Annotated in this window: 14 protein-coding genes; 5 read left to right on the top strand and 9 right to left on the bottom strand. The window is 71.5% G+C overall.

Features of this window, described 5'->3' with window-relative positions:
* Positions 1-235 precede the first annotated feature (235 nt).
* The gene (locus F1721_RS10485; RefSeq protein ID WP_150066401.1) at positions 236-1,273 is read left to right on the top strand and encodes a LacI family DNA-binding transcriptional regulator; all 1,038 of its coding nucleotides are present in this window, start codon (positions 236-238) and stop codon (positions 1,271-1,273) included.
* Here F1721_RS10485 and F1721_RS10490 read toward each other — a convergent pair.
* Genes F1721_RS10490 through rhaI form a run of 3 tightly spaced genes read right to left on the bottom strand, consistent with a single transcriptional unit; the run spans position 1,270 to position 5,827 of the window.
* The gene (locus F1721_RS10490) at positions 1,270-2,634 is read right to left on the bottom strand and encodes a rhamnulokinase (RefSeq protein WP_150066402.1); all 1,365 of its coding nucleotides are present in this window, start codon (positions 2,632-2,634) and stop codon (positions 1,270-1,272) included. The genes F1721_RS10485 and F1721_RS10490 overlap by 4 nt on opposite strands.
* A complete protein-coding gene (locus F1721_RS10495; RefSeq protein ID WP_150066403.1) occupies positions 2,631-4,661 on the bottom strand; it encodes a bifunctional aldolase/short-chain dehydrogenase in 2,031 nt (676 codons plus the stop codon). Before F1721_RS10495 ends, F1721_RS10490 begins: the two co-directional genes overlap by 4 nt.
* Positions 4,661-5,827: an L-rhamnose isomerase gene (rhaI, locus tag F1721_RS10500; protein ID WP_150066404.1), complete on the bottom strand. Its 1,167-nt coding sequence runs from the start codon at positions 5,825-5,827 to the stop codon at positions 4,661-4,663. Before rhaI ends, F1721_RS10495 begins: the two co-directional genes overlap by 1 nt.
* Positions 5,828-6,141: 314 nt before the next feature.
* Between rhaI and F1721_RS10505 the strand changes: the two genes are divergently transcribed.
* Positions 6,142-7,446 carry an MFS transporter gene (locus F1721_RS10505; protein ID WP_246154623.1) on the top strand — a complete coding sequence of 435 codons (1,305 nt, stop codon included), beginning with the start codon at positions 6,142-6,144 and terminating at the stop codon, positions 7,444-7,446.
* 62 nt (positions 7,447-7,508) lie between these two features.
* Here the strand turns inward: F1721_RS10505 and F1721_RS10510 are convergent, their stop codons facing one another.
* From F1721_RS10510 to F1721_RS10530, 5 genes are all read right to left on the bottom strand, one after another.
* Positions 7,509-8,270, bottom strand: a complete 762-nt coding sequence (locus F1721_RS10510) for an IclR family transcriptional regulator (protein ID WP_170301437.1) — start codon at positions 8,268-8,270, stop codon at positions 7,509-7,511.
* A gap of 92 nt (positions 8,271-8,362) precedes the next feature.
* The gene (locus F1721_RS10515; protein ID WP_150066406.1) at positions 8,363-9,343 is read right to left on the bottom strand and encodes a cyclase family protein; all 981 of its coding nucleotides are present in this window, start codon (positions 9,341-9,343) and stop codon (positions 8,363-8,365) included.
* Positions 9,336-9,629, bottom strand: coding sequence for a hypothetical protein (locus F1721_RS10520; protein ID WP_150066407.1), 294 nt, complete (start codon positions 9,627-9,629; stop codon positions 9,336-9,338). Before F1721_RS10520 ends, F1721_RS10515 begins: the two co-directional genes overlap by 8 nt.
* A gap of 23 nt (positions 9,630-9,652) precedes the next feature.
* Positions 9,653-11,074: a TRAP transporter large permease subunit gene (locus tag F1721_RS10525; protein WP_150066408.1), complete on the bottom strand. Its 1,422-nt coding sequence runs from the start codon at positions 11,072-11,074 to the stop codon at positions 9,653-9,655.
* On the bottom strand, positions 11,074-12,420 hold the full coding sequence (locus F1721_RS10530; protein ID WP_150066409.1) for an RraA family protein: 1,347 nt from the start codon (positions 12,418-12,420) through the stop codon (positions 11,074-11,076). Before F1721_RS10530 ends, F1721_RS10525 begins: the two co-directional genes overlap by 1 nt.
* 287 nt (positions 12,421-12,707) lie before the next feature.
* On the opposite strand from F1721_RS10530, the gene F1721_RS10535 reads away from it, so the two are divergent.
* Positions 12,708-14,009: an SNIPE associated domain-containing protein gene (locus F1721_RS10535; protein ID WP_246154625.1), complete on the top strand. Its 1,302-nt coding sequence runs from the start codon at positions 12,708-12,710 to the stop codon at positions 14,007-14,009.
* 3 nt (positions 14,010-14,012) lie between these two features.
* Complete coding sequence (locus tag F1721_RS10540) at positions 14,013-14,597, top strand: DUF2510 domain-containing protein (protein WP_150066411.1); 585 nt, start codon at positions 14,013-14,015, stop codon at positions 14,595-14,597.
* A gap of 27 nt (positions 14,598-14,624) precedes the next feature.
* Here F1721_RS10540 and F1721_RS10545 read toward each other — a convergent pair whose 3' ends face one another.
* Positions 14,625-15,668 carry a LacI family DNA-binding transcriptional regulator gene (locus F1721_RS10545; protein ID WP_150066412.1) on the bottom strand — a complete coding sequence of 348 codons (1,044 nt, stop codon included), beginning with the start codon at positions 15,666-15,668 and terminating at the stop codon, positions 14,625-14,627.
* A 161-nt stretch (positions 15,669-15,829) separates the two neighbouring features.
* On the opposite strand from F1721_RS10545, the gene F1721_RS10550 reads away from it, so the two are divergent.
* The gene (locus F1721_RS10550) at positions 15,830-17,176 is read left to right on the top strand and encodes an MFS transporter (RefSeq protein WP_211840408.1); all 1,347 of its coding nucleotides are present in this window, start codon (positions 15,830-15,832) and stop codon (positions 17,174-17,176) included.
* Positions 17,177-17,194: the final 18 nt, after the last annotated feature.

Below are 17,194 nucleotides of genomic sequence, written 5' to 3' on the forward strand. Positions count from 1 at the left end.
GGCCTGCGGACCTCCCCCTCGCCGAGCTCGCCGGGAGGTTGAAAACCGCGCTGGACCAACGCGAAACGCTCGCCACCGGAGTGGGGAGGGCCTTGCGGCACCGGGGTCGCCGACCGCCGCAGCCCGAGCGTTGTCGGCCGGACCGGCCGCTCCTGCGGGCCAGCTCGCGACCGCTTGAAACGTATAATCGGCACGGCAGCGGACCGGAGGTCCGGCGAGTTCGGCGGAGGCGTGGATGACGGGCAAGAGCCGCGGTGGGTCCGGCGCGGTCAGCATCAAGGACGTGGCCCGTCATGCCGGGGTCTCGATCGCGACCGTGTCGAACGCGCTGAACCGGCCCGAGCTGCTCTCCGCCGCGACGCGCGGCCGGGTGCTGTCCGCGATCGACCAGCTCGGGTACGTGCGCAGCGAATCGGCCCGCCAGCTGCGCGCGGGGCGCAGCCGCGTGCTCGGGCTGCTCGTGCTGGACATGGGCAACCCGTTCTTCGTCGACGTCGCGCGCGGGGCGGAGGACGCCGCCCACGCCGCCGACGTGGGGGTCATGCTCTGCAACAGCGGGCAGGACCCGGCCGCCGAGGCGATGTACCTGTCGCTGTTCGCCGAGCACCGGGTCCGGGGAGTGCTGGTCACCCCGACCAACGTCTCCGGGGAGAACCTGGCGGCGTTCCGCCGCCGCGGCATCCCCTACGTCTACGTGGACCGCGTCGCCGCCGACGACGAGGACTCGTGCTCGGTGTCGGTGGACGACGTCGCGGGCGGGGAGCTGGCCGTGCGGCACCTGCTCGACCGCGGGCACGAGCGCATCGCCTTCGTCACCGGCCCGATGAGCCTCGCGCAGTGCCGCGACCGGCTGGCGGGCGCGCGGAGCGCGCTCAGCGGCGCCGGGTTGCCGGAGGAGGCGCTGTCGGTCGTCGAGACCACGACGCTGGACGTCACCGCCGGTCGCGACGCGGGTTCCCGGCTGCTCGGCCTGCGCGAGCGGCCGACCGCGGTGTTCTGCGCCAACGACCTCCTCGCGCTCGGTGTGCTGCAGGCGATGTTCGCGGCCGGGGTGCGGGTGCCGGAGGACATCGCGATCGTCGGGTACGACGACATCGAGTTCGCCGCCGCGGCCGCCGTGCCCCTGACCTCGGTGCGCCAGCCAGCGCGGCAGCTGGGCCGCAAGGCGGCCGAGCTGCTGCTGGCCGAGACCAGCGGGCAACCCGGCCACACCCACGAACGCGTCGTCTTCCAGCCGGAGCTCGTCGTCCGCAGGTCCACCCTGCGGGGCTAGCGCGGCAGGTAGGTGCGGAGCCGCTGACTGCGCCGGAGCACCGCGCGCATGTCCGCGAGCCCGCCGCTGAACACCCCGTGCGCCCGCGCCTGCACGAGCACGTTGCCCAGCGCGGTGGCCTCCACCGGCCCCGCGACGACGGGCCGCTGGCAGGCGTCCGCGGTGAGCTGGCAGAGCAGTTCGTTCCGCGCCCCGCCGCCGACGACGTGCACGACGTCGACCGGTCGACCGGTCAGCCGCACGGCGTCGGCGATCGCCTTCCGGTAGGCCTCCGCGAGGCTGTCGAGCACGCAGCGGGTGATCTCCCCCGGCGTGCCCGGCACCGGTTGCCCGGTTTCCCGGCAGGCGTCCGCGATCCGGCTCGGCATGTCGCCGGGCGGCAGGAACCGGGCGTCGTCGACGTCGACCACCGCCGCCCTGGGCAGCGCCGCGGCCTCCGCGATCAGACCGGTGGTGTCGGTGCGCCGCCAAACCCGTTGGCATTCCTGGAGGATCCACAGGCCGGTGACGTTGCGCAGGAACCGGGTGGTGCCGTCCACGCCTGCTTCGTTGGTGAAGTTGGCCAGCCGGGCCGCTTCGGACAGCACCGGTGCGTCGAGTTCGACCCCGACCAGCGACCACGTTCCCGACGAGATGTAGGCGAAGTTCCCGCCCTCCGCCGGGACCCCGACGACCGCCGAAGCGGTGTCGTGCGAGCCCACCGCACGCACCGGGACGGCACCGAGGCCGATCTCCGGCCGCAGCACCCCGGCCGGATCGCCGGGCCGTCGCAGCGGTGGGAACAAGCCCACGTCGACACCGGCCCGGCTGGCGACCTCCGGCGACCACTGCCGGGTGCGCGGATCCAACAGCGCCGTGGTCGAGGCGTTGGTGACCTCGGTGCCGGAGGTGCCGGTCAGCCAGTGCGAGATGAGGTCGGGGATCAGCAGCGCCCGCTCGGCCGTCGGCGGTGGTGGGGCCGCCGCCAGCTGGAACAGGGTGTTGAACGGCAGGAACTGGATCCCCGTCGCGGCGTAGAGCTCCGGGAGCGGGATCTCCGCCAGCACCTGCTCGATCGCCGCCTCCGCACGCGCGTCGCGGTAGTGCACCGGAGGTGCGACGAGCGCGCCGTCGGCATCGAGCAGCCCGTAGTCCACCGCCCAGGAGTCGATGCCGACCGAGGAGACGGGACCCGCCGCGCGCAGGCCGTCGAGAACTCCTCGGTGCAGCGCCGAGATGTCCCAGTGCAGCCGCCCGTCGAGGCGCACCGGCCGGTTCGGGAACCGGTGCGCCTCGGTCAGCTCGACCCCGCCGTCGACGAGCCGACCGACCATCACCCGCCCGCTGGACGCGCCCAGGTCGACCGCGGCGAAGGCGTTCATCGCAGGAACGCGGCGGCCACCCCGGCGTCCACCGGCACGTGCAGCCCGGTGGTGTGGGAGAGCTCGCCGCTGGTCAGCACGAACACCGCGTTCGCCACGTGCTCCGGGAGGACTTCGCGCTTGAGCAGGGTGCGCTGCGCGTAGAAGGCACCGAGCTCGGATTCCTCGACCCCGTACACCGCCGCGCGCTGCGCGCCCCAGCCACCGGCGAAGATGCCCGAGCCGCGCACCACGCCGTCCGGGTTGATCCCGTTGACGCGGATCCCGTGCTCCCCCAGCTCAGCGGCGAGCAGGCGAACCTGGTGCGCCTGGTCGGCCTTCGTGGCGCTGTAGGCGATGTTGTTCGGCCCGGCGAAGACGCTGTTCTTGCTGGCGATGTAGACGATGTCGCCGCCGGTGCCCTGCGCGATCAGCACCCGAGCGGCCTCCCGGGAGACCAGGAACGAGCCCCGCGCCATCACGTCGTGCTGCAGGTCCCAGTCGCGGGCGGAGGTCTCCAGCAGCGGCTTGGAGATCGACAGCCCCGCGTTGTTCACGACCAGGTCCACCCCGCCGAACGCCAGCGCGGCGGACTGGAACGCCCGCACGATCTGGTCCTCGTCGGTCACGTCGACGCCGACCGCGACGGCGGTGTCCGCCCCGCCCAGCTCCTCGGCGACCTGATCGGCGGAGTCGCGATCGATGTCGGCGACGACCACGCACGCGCCCTCCGCCGCCAGCCGCCGCGCCGTCGCCCTGCCGATGCCCGACCCGGCACCGGTGACCAGCGCGACCCGGGTCGCCAGCGGCTTGGGCTTTGGCCGCCTGCGGAGCTTGGCCTCCTCCAGCTCCCAGTACTCGATGCGGAACTTCTCGCGCTCGTCGATCGGCGCGTAGCTGGACACCGATTCGGCACCGCGCATCACGTTGATCGCGTTGACGTAGAACTCCCCCGCCACCCGAGCGGTCTGGGCGTCGGCGCCGAAGGAGAACATGCCCACCCCCGGCACCAGCACGATCGCCGGGTCCGCGCCGCGCATCGGCGGCGAGTCCGGGGTGGCGTGCCGCTCGTAGTAGGCGCGGTAGTCCGCGCGGTACTCGGCGTGCAGCTCGCGCAACCGCTCGACCACCTCCTCCAGCGGCGCGGTCGGCGGCAGGTCGAGCACCAGCGGGCGCACCTTGGTGCGCAGGAAGTGGTCCGGGCACGAGGTGCCCAGCGCGGCCAGCCGGGGGTGCTCGCGGTGGGCCAGGAAGTCCAGCACCACGTCGGAGTCGGTGAAGTGCCCGACCTGCCTGCGATCGGTCGACACCAGACCGCGGACCACCGGCGCGAGCGCGGCCGCCCGTTCCCGGCGCGGTGCTTCCGGCAGCGGCGCGAACTCCGGGACGGCCGGGCCGAACGGCTCCGGTTTGCCGTTCGCGGCGAGGAATTCGGCCGCGGTCCTGATGATCTCCAGCGAGTGGGACTCGCACTCCTCGGACGTCTCACCCCAGGCCGTGATGCCGTGCCCGCCGAGGATGCAGCCGATGGCGCGCGGGTTGGCGGCCTTGATCGCGGCGATGTCGAGCCCCAGCTGGAAACCGGGCCTGCGCCAGGGAACCCACACCACGCGGTCGCCGAAGCACTGCGCGGTCAGCTCCTCCCCGTCCGCTGCCGCCGCCAGCGCGATGCCCGCGTCCGGGTGCAGGTGGTCGACGTGCGCGGCGTCGACCAGGCCGTGCATGGCGGTGTCGATCGACGGTGCGGCGCCGCCCTTGCCGTGCAGGCAGTAGTCCAGCGCAGCGACCATCTCGTCCTCCCGGTCCACCCCCGGGTAGACGTCCTGCAGCGCGCGCAGCCGGTCCAGCCGCAGCACGGCCAGGCCCTCCGGGGTCAGCGTGCCGAGGTCACCGCCGGAACCCTTGACCCACATCAGGTCCGCGGGCCGTCCGGTGACCGGGTCGACCGCGCTGCCCTTGGCCGAGGCGTTGCCCCCGGCGAAGTTGGTGTTGGCCGGATCGGACCCCAGCCGGTTCGACCGGGCGATCAGCTCGTCGATCGTGCTCATCAGGCTCCCCACCCCGCTTGTGCGCCGCTCGCCCGGTCGGCGGCGATCCGCTCCTGGTACCCCGACCGCAGGTAGGCGGCCAGCGGGTCCGGGTCCAGCCCCAGCTCCGCGCGCAGCTCGCCCAGCAGCGGGCGCACGTCGGTCCGGAAGGCGTCCATCAGCACGTCGTTCGCGCCGATCACGTCACCGCTGCTCTGCGCCGCGGCCAGCGCGTCGCGGTCGACCAGCAGCGCCTTGGCGGTGGCCTCCTGGACGTTGCACACCGACCGGATCTGGCCGGGGATCTTCGGTTCGACGTTGTGGCACTGGTCGAGCATGAACGCCACGCCCGCCGCCGGGTCGTGCCCGCCGCCGCGCACGACCTCGAACATGATGCGGAACAGCTGGAAGGGATCGGCCGCACCGACCATCAGGTCGTCGTCGGCGTAGAAGCGGGAGTTGAAGTCGAAAGCGCCGAGCTTCCCGGCGCGCAGCAGGAACGCGACGATGAACTCGATGTTGGTGCCGGGCGCGTGGTGCCCGGTGTCGACGCACACCTGGGCGCGGTCGCCGAGCTGCAGGCAGTGCGCGTACGCGGTGCCCCAGTCCGGGACGTCGGTGGTGTAGAAGGCGGGCTCGAACAGCTTGTACTCCAGCAGCATCCGCTGGTCCCCGCCGAGCCGCTGGTGCACCGCCGCCAGCGCTTCGGCCAACCGGTCCTGGCGGGCCCGGATGTCGTCCTGGCCCGGGTAGTTCGTCCCGTCGGCGAACCACAGCTTGAGGTCCCCGGAACCGGTGGCGTCCATGATGTCCACGCACTCCAGCAGGTGGTCGAGCGCCTTGCGGCGGATGCGCGGGTCCGGGTTGGTGACGCTGCCGAGCTTGTAGTCGTCGTCCTGGAAGACGTTGGCGTTGATCGCCCCCAGCCGGATCCCGGCGTCCTCGGCGTACCGCGCCAGCGCGCTGTAGTCGTCCACCCGGTCCCACGGGATGTGCAGGGCGACGCTGGGCGCGACACCGGTGAAGGCGTGCACCTGCGCAGCGTCGTCGATCTTCTCCTCCACCGTGCGCGGCACGCCCGGCTGGGCGAAGACCTTGAACCGGGTTCCCGAGTTCCCGTACGCCCACGACGGCGTCTCGATCCGCTGCGCGCGCAGCTGCCGCTTGATCTCCGAAGTCGTCGGCATCGACACTCCTTTGAAACGTTTCACGCAGAGTAGGGCCGAGCATCCGACGGAGCAACCCCCGCCGCGCGCGTCCGCCGCCCCGACCCGCTTACCAGCCCGGCGAAGCGGCGTCCCACCGCGGAAGCGGAAACGCACCCGAACGGCCGTTCTTCGCGGATCATCACGACGTCAGCTGCACCGTCCGGCGCGCACGGTTCGCCGCAGGACTCCGCCGAGCAGACCTTGTGGGCCACCGGTCGACCGCCTACCGTGTAGCGAATCTTTAAACGATTCAACCCCGGGTTGCACATCAACGACGATGCACGGGAGGCCCGATGGGGATTCGGTTCGGCAGCAGGAGCACGACGGGCTGGCGGGCGACGATCGCCGTGGCCATGTCGAACTACATCGAGGCGGGGTCGATCATCGCGATCGCCACCAGCCTCAGCGCGTGGCAGGAGCGGTTCGGGCTGGACGACCTGGCGGTGGGGCTGCTGGCCTCGTTGAGCGCCAACGCCTTCGGCGCCGCCCTGGGCGCCGCGATCGGCGGGCCGCTGTGCGACCGCTACGGCCGGAAGTTCATCTACACCTACGACCTCCTGCTGTACATGCTCGGCGTGCTGCTGGCGGTCTTCGCCGCGTCGTACTGGATGCTGCTGGTGGCCTTCGTGCTCACCGGGATCGCGGTCGGCGCCGGGGTGACGGCGTCGTGGACCTACATCGCCGAGGAGGCCCCGCCGGACAAGCGGGCCGCGCACGTGGGGACCGCGCAGCTGGCGTGGTCGATCGGCCCGATGGTCGGCTACCTGCTGGCGGTCGTGGTCGCCCCGCTCGGCCTGCTCGGCAGCAGGCTGATCTTCGCGCACCTGTTCCTCGTCGCCGCGGTCGCCTGGTGGGTGCGCCGCGGGCTGCCCGAATCCAGGATCTGGCGCGACCGCAACGCCGACCGGGGCGGACCGCCGTCCACCGCGGGCAACCTGCGCGCGCTGTTCGGCGTGAAGGCCAACCTCACCGCGATGCTGCTCCTGTTCGGCGTGTACGCGCTGTGGAACGCCGTCGCCGGGCAGGCCGGGATCTTCCAGCCCCGCGTCTACGACGCCGCGGGCGTGGCATCGGAGACCGAGCAGTACCTGCTGCAGGTCCTGGTGTGGGGGTGCACCAGCGCGGCGACCTACTTCGGGTTCATGCTGCTGGCGGACCGGGTGAGCCGCCGCTGGCTGTACTTCGCGGGAGCCGCGCTCGGCGTCCTCGCCTGGGGCGCGCTGATCTACGCGCCGCCGAACACCGCCACCCTGCTGTTCTTCGCCATCGGCTGGGGCGTGTCCTCCGGCATCGGCGCCCAGGCCTTCTACGGCCTGTGGACCAGCGAGCTGTTCGCAACGCGCTACCGGGCCAGCGCCCAAGGCGTCCTGTTCCTGGCCGCGCGAGTGCTCGTCGGCCTGCTGAGCGTCTGGTTCCCGGTCCTGCTGACCCAGATCGGGCTGCGCGGCCTCGGCCTGCTCATCCTCGGCCTGCTGGTCGCCGCACTGGCGATCGGAACGATCTGGGCGCCCCGCACCCGCGGCAAGAGCCTGCAGCAGATCGAGCAGGAGCGCTACGGGAACCCGAAGAGCAGCGAAAGCCCCGCGACGGCAAGCTGATACCGCGGACGAATCTGGTCCACAGTGGATGCTTCAGCTTGCCGGGTGGGATCTGCGCCGGATCAGAAGGCGCGGCGGCCGATGGCGTAGGCAGCTCGCTGGACCTCGATGCCGAGGGCGGGAATGCGGTCCTCCGGGATGTCGTCCTGCGTGCCGGCGACCTGGACCGCGGAGGTGGCGCTGCCGTCGGGTTCGGCGACCGGCGCCGCGACGGAGGCCATCCCGGGTTCGCGCTCGTTGCGGGCGTGCGAGTAGCCGCAGTCGCGGATCTGCTTGAGATCGTTGAGGAATTCGTCCTGCTCGATCGTGGTCCCGTCGGCGCGGGTGCGATCGCCGAGCTGCGCGAGGAACTGCTCCAGCTCATCCGGCCCCATCTGGGCCACGAGCGCTTTGCCCGCACCGAGGTGCAGCGGAAGGCGCTCTCCGATGGGGAGTTCGTAGCGCAGCGGCCGCGCGCCGTCGACGCGGGCGAGGACGACGCGGGACCAGCCGATGCGCTTGAACAGCGAGGCGGTCAGCCCGGTCTCCGCGGCGAGGTCCTGCAGGACCGGTCGGGCCGCGGCGAGCAGCGGGCTGGTGGCGAGGTAGGCGTGCGCCCCGAAGATCAGGCCGAGCCCGGGCCGGTAGCCGGTGGCGTCGCGTTCGACCCGCCCGCGGGCCTCGAGCACGTTGAGGATGCGCTGCGTGGTGGCCACGGGCAGGTCGGCGCGGCGTGCGATGTCGCTGAGCCGCAGGGCGTGGCGGCTGGTGTCGAGCACTTCGAGTACGTCGATGGCGCGCTCGAGCGATCGCATGCTGGTCGCGGGCGACTTGGCCGTTTCCATGGGCGGGTGGGCACTCCCCTCAGCTCGGGACCTCCTCCCCATCTTTCCACACAGTGGTGAACATGCCCACGAACGCGTCGGGGTGCGGCCGGTCATCGCAAGGCGGTCGCGTTCGGCGGTGAGCCGACTCCACCGACGAGGTGCAGCGGCTTGACCACCACCAACGCGTCCCACCGCCCGGTTCGGCGGCTGTCGGCGACCAGGTCGTCCAGGTTCCAGAGCTCGCCCAGCGGAGCACCGAGCTTGGCGATCAGTTCCTGGTGCATCATCCCGGAGTCCTCGGGGGCGCTGTCGCGGTAAGGGCTGTCCGGGACCACGGGGAGGACCTCCACTGCGAAGGTGTCGGTGGCGAACAGGGCGACCTGGTGGTCCCACAGCCAGGCGGGCAGCTCCAGGCTCTGCCGGAACCCCGTGGCCCGCCGCGCGTCGCGGACCTCGCCGCGCACGTCCGGACCGGCGTCGAGGAACCAGCGCGCCCAACCGGTGTGCACGAGAACCAGGTCCCCCGACCGCACCTGCTCGCCCTGGCGGTGCAGCGCCCGGTCCAGCACGTCGACGTCCAGCGCCGGACCGGCGCGGTGGTCGAGGGGGCGCCCCTCGGCGCGGAGCAGGCCTTCGACGTCGATGACGACGCCGCGGCCGACGATCGGTTTCTCCGCCCAGCGCTGCACACCCAGCGCCTCGGTGCCCGCCCGGATGTCGTCGTCGCCGATGCCGTTGTAGAAGCCGTGGCCGGAGGCCCGCCGGTGGCGCAGCCCGTCGACCTGCGAGGTGGCCTGCAGGTAGAACTCGCGGAGCACGTCGTCGCGGGCTTCCGGGTGGCTGGACAGCAGCTCGTGCCGCGGTGCCTTCCTGGCGCGGGCCATCGGCGGGTCGAACGCGTCGAGCGCGTGGTCGAGGGAGAACACCGCGCCCCGGTCCACCGAGGCGACGGCATCGAGCACCTGCCGAGCACCGGCGAAGTTGGCCATCCCCCGCTCCGGGTCCTCGGGGAAGACACCCCAGCTGGAGCCGGGTGGGGTGCGTTCGCGCAGCTCCGCGTACGCGGGCGCACCGGGGCGGAGCTCAGTCATCGGCTTCCCCTCCCCCACCGTCGGCCGCGTCCCCACCGCCGCGGCGGTAGGACAGGGCGAAGGAGAGCAGACCGGCGACGGAGGCGCCGCCGAACGCGTACGGGCCGAGCGCGTCGGCCCAGTGGCGGGCGGCGGTGGCATCGCCAGCGGCGAGGATCGCGATCTGCCCGATCACGATGGCCGAACCGGCGAGCAGGAAGAACAGCACGGAGACGACGAACAGGGCCGTCGCGATGCGGGTCGGGCGCGGCGCCGGTGGCGCGGGCGCGTTGGTCGTTGAACTCATCGTCGAGTTCCCTCCAGGCTCGGCTAAACGGGGAGTGCGCCGACGGCGATCAGGACGCCCATGCCGAGGATCGGCAGGCAGTAGTAGCTCAGCAGCGGCAGGAACGTCTTGACCGGGTCGACTCGGGCGATTCCGGAAGCGACGTAGATCGGCGCCCCGGAAGGCGGCGACGCCCCCTCGGTGGAGGCGAAGATCAGCACGGCGGCAGCTGCGATCGGTGCCGGGATCCCGGCACCGACCAGCGCGGCCACCGCCACCGGCCCCACCGCCGCCATGGTCGCGCTCGCGGTGAGCGGGATGGCGATGGCCACGATGATCACGCCGATCGCGATGGCCATGATCCACCCCGGCGCCTGCAGACCGGACAGCACGGTCTTGAGCTGGTCGGCCAGGCCGAGGTCCGCGAGCAGGTTCGACGCCGAGAACGCCGCGACGATGGTGATGCCGATGACGCCGAACGACGGCGCGGCCTCGGCCACCGCCGACCACCAGCCGGACGCCCTGCGGGGCAGGTGCTTCCGACCGAGCAGCAGCACCAGGGCGATCATCAGCACCGGGATCCAGGTGATCAGGCTGATCACGTCCGGCATCGCGTAGGCCTGCGCGGGCAGCGTGGTGCCGTCGGCGAGCTCGACCGGCTCCTTCAGCTCATCACCCACACCGGAGTAGGCCCCGAGCAGCTCGGCGAGCGGGCCGCGGGTCAGCAGCAGCGGGACCAGGATCGGCACGAACAGCAGCAGCGACGTCCACCCGGTGCGCAGGCTGCGCCCGAACGGCATCCGGTCGGCCGCCGAGATCGGCTCGATGCCGTGGCGGCGCACGAGGAAGAACACCAGCACCAGGCGGTAGCCCAAGCACCACAGCCCGGCCAGCGCCAGCGGTTTCACGATCTCGTCCGGCTGCATGATGCCCTGGGCGGCGAGACCGCCGACGAGGATGAACATCGTCGAGGAGAACGGGAAGGTGACCCCCATCCCGGCGCCACCGGCCACCACCGTCGCGGCGAGCTCCGGCTTGACCCCGGAGCGCTTCATCCACGGCACGGTCACGGAACCGACCGCGGCGGTCACCGCCGCGCCGACGTGGGCGATCGCACCGAAGATGCCGCCCGCGACGGTGGCGGTGTAGACGGGACCGCCGCGCAGCCTGCCCAACACGGAGTTCAGCAGGTCGATCAACCTGTCCAGCACCGGGGTCCGGGTGAGCAGGTAGCTCATGAACACGAACGCCAGCCCGGCGAAGGTGACCTCCTCCTGCATGGCATCGAGCACCGCGGAACCGATGGCCTCCAGCGGCGAGCCGCCGCCTTCGACCCCGCCGAACACCGCGAACGCGCAGACGGCGAGGAAGCCCATGATCATGGCCTCCCCGATGTTCCGCTTGAACACCGCGTTCCACACGATGATGACGCCGACGAAGGCGACCAGCGCCCACACCCCGGCCATCACGCCGTCCCGGCGAGGATCGCGGCGCGGCGCTGCGCCTCGTCGGCCTCCACCGCACGACCGCCCAGCAGGCTGGTGACGGCCTCGGCCGCGGGCACCACGATGACGCCGTCGTCGTCGGCCACGACCACGTCCCCGGGGCAGGCGACCACGCCTCCCACGGCGACGGGCACGTTCACCTGGCCCGGCCCGTGCTTGTACGGCCCGGCCGGGGAAACGCCGCGAGCCCACACGCCGAAGCCGATCCGCTCCAGCTCGGCGACGTCGCGCGCGGCGCCGTCGATGACCATGCCCACCACCCCGCGGGCCTTGGCGCGCTCGGCGATCAACTCGCCGATCAGCGCCCGGCTCGTGTCGCCCTGACCGTTGATGACCAGCACATCACCGGGCTGCGAAGCCTCGACCGCGCGGTGCACCGCCAGGTTGTCCCCGCTGCGCACCGACACCGTGCGGGCCCGCCCGACCAACCGGGCGCCCTTCCACAGCGGACGGATACCACCGTCGAGCATGCCCATCCGCTCGCGCGCGTCGCCGATGTTGGCCACGGCCAGCCCGGCGTACCCGGCCAGCACGTCGTCGACCTGGGCCCGCGCCGAGTCGGCCAGACCGCGGTGCAGCTCAGCAGTGGCGCGCGTGAGGATCGGCCGCTGGCCGAGCGAGTCGAGCAGGGCTGCCGCCGCATCGACTTCGACGGTGCGGCGCTGGGCGTGCTTGTACGTGCCGTCGTGCAGCCGGTCGGCCGCCGCTGCTCCCCCGCTGAGCTCGTTGGAGATCTGCTCGCGCACCCACTCCTCGGCCCCGGCCGCACGGCCCGCGGCCACGGATTCCACGATCAACGCGCCAAGACCCTTCATGAACGTGCTGCGCAGCAACTTGCGCGCAGTGGCCTCGCCCGGGCGGCCTCCGATGTCCTCGACCTCAGCACCGAGGTCGGCGAACACGCGCGCCGCCGCCCGCGCACCCGCTCCGCTGATGACCACGCCCGTGGCCGCGCCGTTGGCGGGCACCGAGCCGATCACCGCGACATCGGCGAACCGGCCCTCGCCGACCATCGCCGCGATCTGCGCCTTCACCGCGGGATCTCCGGCGTTCATGTCCGCGTAGACCGCATCCGGGGGCAGGAACGCCGCGACGGACTCCGCGGCCCGCAGCGCCGCTGATCCGCCTACCAGGCTCAGCACCACCTCGGCGCCCGCAACGGCCTCCTCCGGAGTGCTCGCCCTGCCGACCCCGGGCGGCGCGGCGTGGTCGGCCGGATCGTAGCCCGACACGACCCACCCCTGCTTGACCAGCCCGGAAGCGTACAAGCTCCCGGCCTCACCGAGTCCCAGCACTGAAGCACGCATCCAAGCTCCTTTTTCATACAGTGGTAAAGGCTCTCAATGTATGGGTAGTATTGCCGCAAGATGAGAGACCGGTCAACAGATCATTTCGAGCACGAGAAGTTCGCCGCCCCGACGGCCCCACTCCCCACCAGCAGTCCGGCCGACTGGGCCGTTCCGGTGAATGCGCGCTCAACGTCGCAGGCAGGCGTAACACCTGATGCGCACGGGGATATTGACGAGTTGGGCCTGAGCACGGCGTCCCCGAGGTGGCCGGCCCGACGTGTCGGGGTGAGAGGACCGGGAACGCCTTGTTCGGCAGGAACCAGAGCGCGGAGATCGCCGCGCTCCAGCAACAGCTCGCCGCAGCGCACGCCACGATCGCCGAACTGCGGGGATGGGTGGGCCAACTGCGCGGCGCGGAGACCGCCGCGCTCGAAGCCGAGCTGCGCCATCTCCGGTCCACGGTGGACCGATCCCGGAACGATCACGCGGCGCTCGTCTCGTCCCGGCGGGAGATCGAGGCAGAGGTCGACCACTGGCGCGCGCAGCTCGTCGAGACGCGAGACCTCGCTCTGCTCCAGGAAGTCGGGATCTACGAGTACTCACACCCCCTCGACGACGCACTCGCCTACAAGGACGCGTTGGGGGCCCTGAAGCAGCGGATCAAGGACGCCACGAAGAACGATGCCGTGACCTGCCAGGTCGACTGGGCGGTCAACGGGTCGGTCAGAGAAGGCCAGAAGCTCGCCCGGGACATGGCCAAGCTGATGCTGCGCTCCTACAACACCGAAGCGGACAACGCCGTTCGGGCGGTCAAACCGCACACCCGCGAGGCGGTGAAGCAGCGGCTGACGAAAGCTCGCGACACCATCGCCAAGCTCGGCACGCTGATGCGCATCGTCATCTCCACCGACTACCACCGGCTGCGCCTCCAGGAGATCGACCTCACCGCCGACTACCTCATGAAGGTCGAAGTCGAACGGGAGCAAGCCCGGGCCGAGCGGGAGCGGCTCCGCGAAGAGGCCAAGGTCGCCAAGGAACTCGAACGAGAACGAGCACGCCTGGACAAGGAACGCGCTCACTACGCTGCTGTCGTCGTCAAGCTCGAAGCCAACGGCGATGCCGAGGCCCTGCAGCGGGCCCAAGAGCAGCTCGCCGCCGTCGACGACGCGATCGCCGGAGTGGAGCAGCGCGCTGCCAACGCCCGCGCCGGGTACGTCTACGTCATCTCCAACATCGGTGCGTTCGGCCCCGACGTGGTCAAGATCGGCATGACCCGGCGGCTCGACCCGATGGACCGCATCCGGGAGCTCGGCGACGCATCGGTGCCGTTCAAGTTCGACACGCACGCCCTGTTCTTCTCCGCGGACGCCGTCGCGCTCGAAACGACCCTGCACCAGAAGCTGGCCCGCAAACGGGTCAACCTCGTCAACCCCCGCCGCGAGTTCTTCTACGCCACCCCCGCCGAGGTCCGCGAACTCCTGCTCGAGCTGGGCGACGACCACGTCCTCGAATACACGGACACCGCGGAAGCGATCGAATGGCGGGCGTCCGACCCCGCCCGGCGCGCCCCGGCCGCATCAGCACTCCTGCCCAGCGATGGTGAATGAGCCGTGAACCACCAACCCGCACCCGCTGCTCGCCCCGCCCGACCAGCGACCTGGTTGCCGGATCCGCTCGACGACGCGCTGCTGCGCTACTGGGACGGGTACCGCTGGACCTTCCACACCGCAGCACGTCCGACCGCACCGCCAGCCGAAGCGGAAGAACCCCGGCAGCAGACCCCGAACCCGCCCGCGCGGCCCGACGTGGCCGCCGCGCTCGACCGCGTCCGGGGCGCGCTCGTGGGTTCCATGAAGGAGATCAACCTCCTCCCCGACCACCTCCAGCCGGAGGAGCGAGTTCTCGCGCTCGCCAGCGCCCTGGGCGACGGGTTCGGCGTGCTGGCGTGCACGGACCGACGACTGCTCTTCCTGTTCGTCGGCATCCTGCGCAAGCAGTTCCTCCACATCAGCTGGAACGAAGCAAGAGCCGTTCGCTACGACCAGTCCACGAAGATCTTCGCCGTCTACACCACCAAACCCACCAAACGAGCCGTACCGGCGCTGGCCGTCCGCGTGGCCCACCTCGAAGACGCCAGAGCCGTCGCGCACGCGGCCCAAACAGCGTCCGCCGCACCGAGGCTCGACGTCATCTGAGCCCGGGCCGCACCAGCCTGGCGGAGATCAACCTCCATTCGCCCCGGTTCCGGCGGACCGCTGGGTTGAGGCGCGGACTCTGAGAGCGGGCGCGAGAACCTGCGCTTCGGTCGGTGTTTCCGCTCCGGCGAGCCTGGAAAGCACGAGTTCGACGGCCTTCTCGGCGAGGCGCTCGTGGTTGAGGTCCATCGCGGTGATCGGGGGGACCGCGCTCCGGGAGTGCTCGGTGTCGGTCAGGGAAGCGATCATGAGGTCTTCGGGCACGCGGATTCCCTCGGCGGCGGCGATCTCCGCGGCGATCGCGGCGAAGTCGCTGGTGTCGACCACCACGGCGTCCGGGCGATCCGGGCTGGCGAGCAGTGGCCGGATCGTCGCGGCGGCGTCATCGACGCTGAGGCCTTCGCTGAGCAGCTCGGTGCGTGCCGCGCGGCCGTGCCGCTCGCACCAGGCGAGGTACGTCTCCCGGGAGCGCCGGTTCCACGCGTTGTCCTCGGTCCCGGTCAGCAGCGCGATGCTGCCCGCGCCCTGATCGCGGAGGTGGTCCAGCAGGGCCGTGACCACGGTGGTGTAGTCGAGCCGGACCGTCCACGTGAACTCCGGCCGTTCCGGGTCCTCCTCGATGGTGACCACCGGTACTCCCCTGCGGAGCAGCTCGGCCAGCACCTCGTCGGCACCGTACGGGTGGGCCACGATGCAGCCGTCCATCGGCACGCTGGAGACCGACGGGTCGTGCAGGTCGGGCACGTGGATCAGGCCGACCTTGCGGCGCAGCATCTCGGTGGCGACCGAGCCCACCAGCCGGTTGAAGGTCTCGGCGCGGTCCGGGGTGCCGGAGAGCGCGAAGCGGGGCCGCAGGATCAGCCCGATGATGCCCGAGCGCCCGGTGCGCAGCGATCGGGCGCTCGGGTTCGGGTCGTAGCCGAGTTCAGCCGCCGCCCGGAAGATCCGGTCCCTGGTGGCCCGGGAGATCGGTCGGCTGCCGGAGAACGCGTGCGAGACGGTGCTGATCGAGACCCCGGCCCGTTCGGCGACGTCGCGAATCGTGACACGGCGGGCGGTGCTGCCGTTCAACGATGTCCGCTCCCTTCGTCCACCCGGCTGGTCAGCCCAGTATCCCGCACCCGCGTCCGGGGTCGTCACGCACGACTCGGCCGGGGCGGGCTATTGACACCGATCGGTCGCGCGCGTTGGATGTCACAAATCGTCAAAACGTTTCGATGACCGGAGGCGTCATGACTCCCTCATCAGGCGACGCGGGTCCAGCAGCGGCCGGTCGATCCACGGCGCGCAGAACGGTCGGCCAGGTCTTCGACGAGATGCCGGTGGGCCGAGCGCATCTCGTCGCCGGTTCGGTCCTCTTCGTCACCTTCGTCGTCGAGGCGTGGGAGCAGGTCGGCCTCGTCTACGTCTCGGACGGGATCGCCGCGGAACTCGGCATCGGCGACGCCCAGCTCGGGTGGGCGTTGTCGGCCGTGGCGTTCGGGATGGTGCCCGGCGCACTGCTGTGGGGTGCGTTCATCGACAGGCTCGGCCGCCGCAAGGTGGCGGTGTTCAGCCTGCTGCTCTACGCAGTGCTGGCGCTGCTGGCGGCGTTGTCCCCCGTCTACTGGGCGTTCCTGGTCCTGCGCTTCCTCTCCGGGGTCGCCTTCGGCGGCGTCTACACCGTGACGTTCCCGTACTTCCTGGAGCTGCTGCCGACCAGGTGGCGCGGCCAGGGCGCGGTCGCGCTGTCGATCGGGTTCCCGATCGGAACGCTCCTGTGCATCGGTGTCAGCCAGACGCTCGGCGCGGTGAGCTGGCGCGCGGTCGCGATCGTGGCCGCGGTCGCCGGGCTCTGGGCGTTCGCGATCCTGCGGTGGGTGCCGGAGTCGCCGTACTGGCTCGCCAAGCAGCAGCGGCACGCCGAGGCCGCGCGCGTGCTGCGCTGGCTGGGGAGCCCGGTTGCCGAGGACACCCGGTTCGCGGTCGACGAGGACGGCCGGAGCGGCGACATCCGCAGCCTGTTCGGCCCGAAGGTCCGACGCCAGTTCCTGCTCCTGCTCGTCGTCTCGTTCACCTTCAGCTGGGGCTACTGGGGTCTGCAGACGTGGCTGCCGGTTCTGCTGCAGAGCAAGGGGCTCAGCGTCTCCGACGCGCTGTGGTTCGTCGCGGTCACGCAGCTGGTGTCGATCCCCGGATATCTGCTCGCGGCGGTGCTGACCAGGCGGTACGGCCGCAAGAAGATCTTCCTGGCGTTCGTGTTCGCCTCGGCCGCGGGCGGTGCGCTGTTCGGCCTCGCGACCGGGTCGGCGCAGATGTACGCGGGCAACCTCGTCCTGGCCTTCTTCTCGCTCGGCGCGTGGGGCATCTGGAACACGTGGTCCGGCGAGATCCTGCCGACCGGCCTCCGCGGTCTCGGCTACTCGTGGTCGACCTCGGCGATCCTGCTGGCCAACACCATCTCGGTCCCCGTCATCGGCTCGCTGATGGACTTCGGCGTGGTGTCCTCGATCATCATCGGTTCGATCAGCGCCTTCCTGGTCCTCGCGCTGATCGCCGTCCTCCCCCTCCCGGAGACCGAGGGGCGCGCGCTCGACTGAACCAGTGCAGATCTTCCG

The sequence above is a fragment of the Saccharopolyspora hirsuta genome (assembly GCF_008630535.1).
Taxonomy (GTDB): domain Bacteria; phylum Actinomycetota; class Actinomycetes; order Mycobacteriales; family Pseudonocardiaceae; genus Saccharopolyspora; species Saccharopolyspora hirsuta.

What these genes read in the sequence shown, in the direction of transcription:
- F1721_RS10485 (WP_150066401.1), top strand. Translation starts at nt 236, where the DNA reads ATGACGGGCAAGAGCCGCGGTGGGTCCGGCGCGGTCAGCATCAAGGAC.
- F1721_RS10490 (WP_150066402.1), bottom strand. Translation starts at nt 2,634, where the DNA reads ATGAACGCCTTCGCCGCGGTCGACCTGGGCGCGTCCAGCGGGCGGGTG.
- F1721_RS10495 (WP_150066403.1), bottom strand. Translation starts at nt 4,661, where the DNA reads ATGAGCACGATCGACGAGCTGATCGCCCGGTCGAACCGGCTGGGGTCC.
- rhaI (WP_150066404.1), bottom strand. Translation starts at nt 5,827, where the DNA reads ATGCCGACGACTTCGGAGATCAAGCGGCAGCTGCGCGCGCAGCGGATC.
- F1721_RS10505 (WP_246154623.1), top strand. Translation starts at nt 6,142, where the DNA reads ATGGGGATTCGGTTCGGCAGCAGGAGCACGACGGGCTGGCGGGCGACG.
- F1721_RS10510 (WP_170301437.1), bottom strand. Translation starts at nt 8,270, where the DNA reads ATGGAAACGGCCAAGTCGCCCGCGACCAGCATGCGATCGCTCGAGCGC.
- F1721_RS10515 (WP_150066406.1), bottom strand. Translation starts at nt 9,343, where the DNA reads ATGACTGAGCTCCGCCCCGGTGCGCCCGCGTACGCGGAGCTGCGCGAA.
- F1721_RS10520 (WP_150066407.1), bottom strand. Translation starts at nt 9,629, where the DNA reads ATGAGTTCAACGACCAACGCGCCCGCGCCACCGGCGCCGCGCCCGACC.
- F1721_RS10525 (WP_150066408.1), bottom strand. Translation starts at nt 11,074, where the DNA reads ATGGCCGGGGTGTGGGCGCTGGTCGCCTTCGTCGGCGTCATCATCGTG.
- F1721_RS10530 (WP_150066409.1), bottom strand. Translation starts at nt 12,420, where the DNA reads ATGCGTGCTTCAGTGCTGGGACTCGGTGAGGCCGGGAGCTTGTACGCT.
- F1721_RS10550 (WP_211840408.1), top strand. Translation starts at nt 15,830, where the DNA reads ATGACTCCCTCATCAGGCGACGCGGGTCCAGCAGCGGCCGGTCGATCC.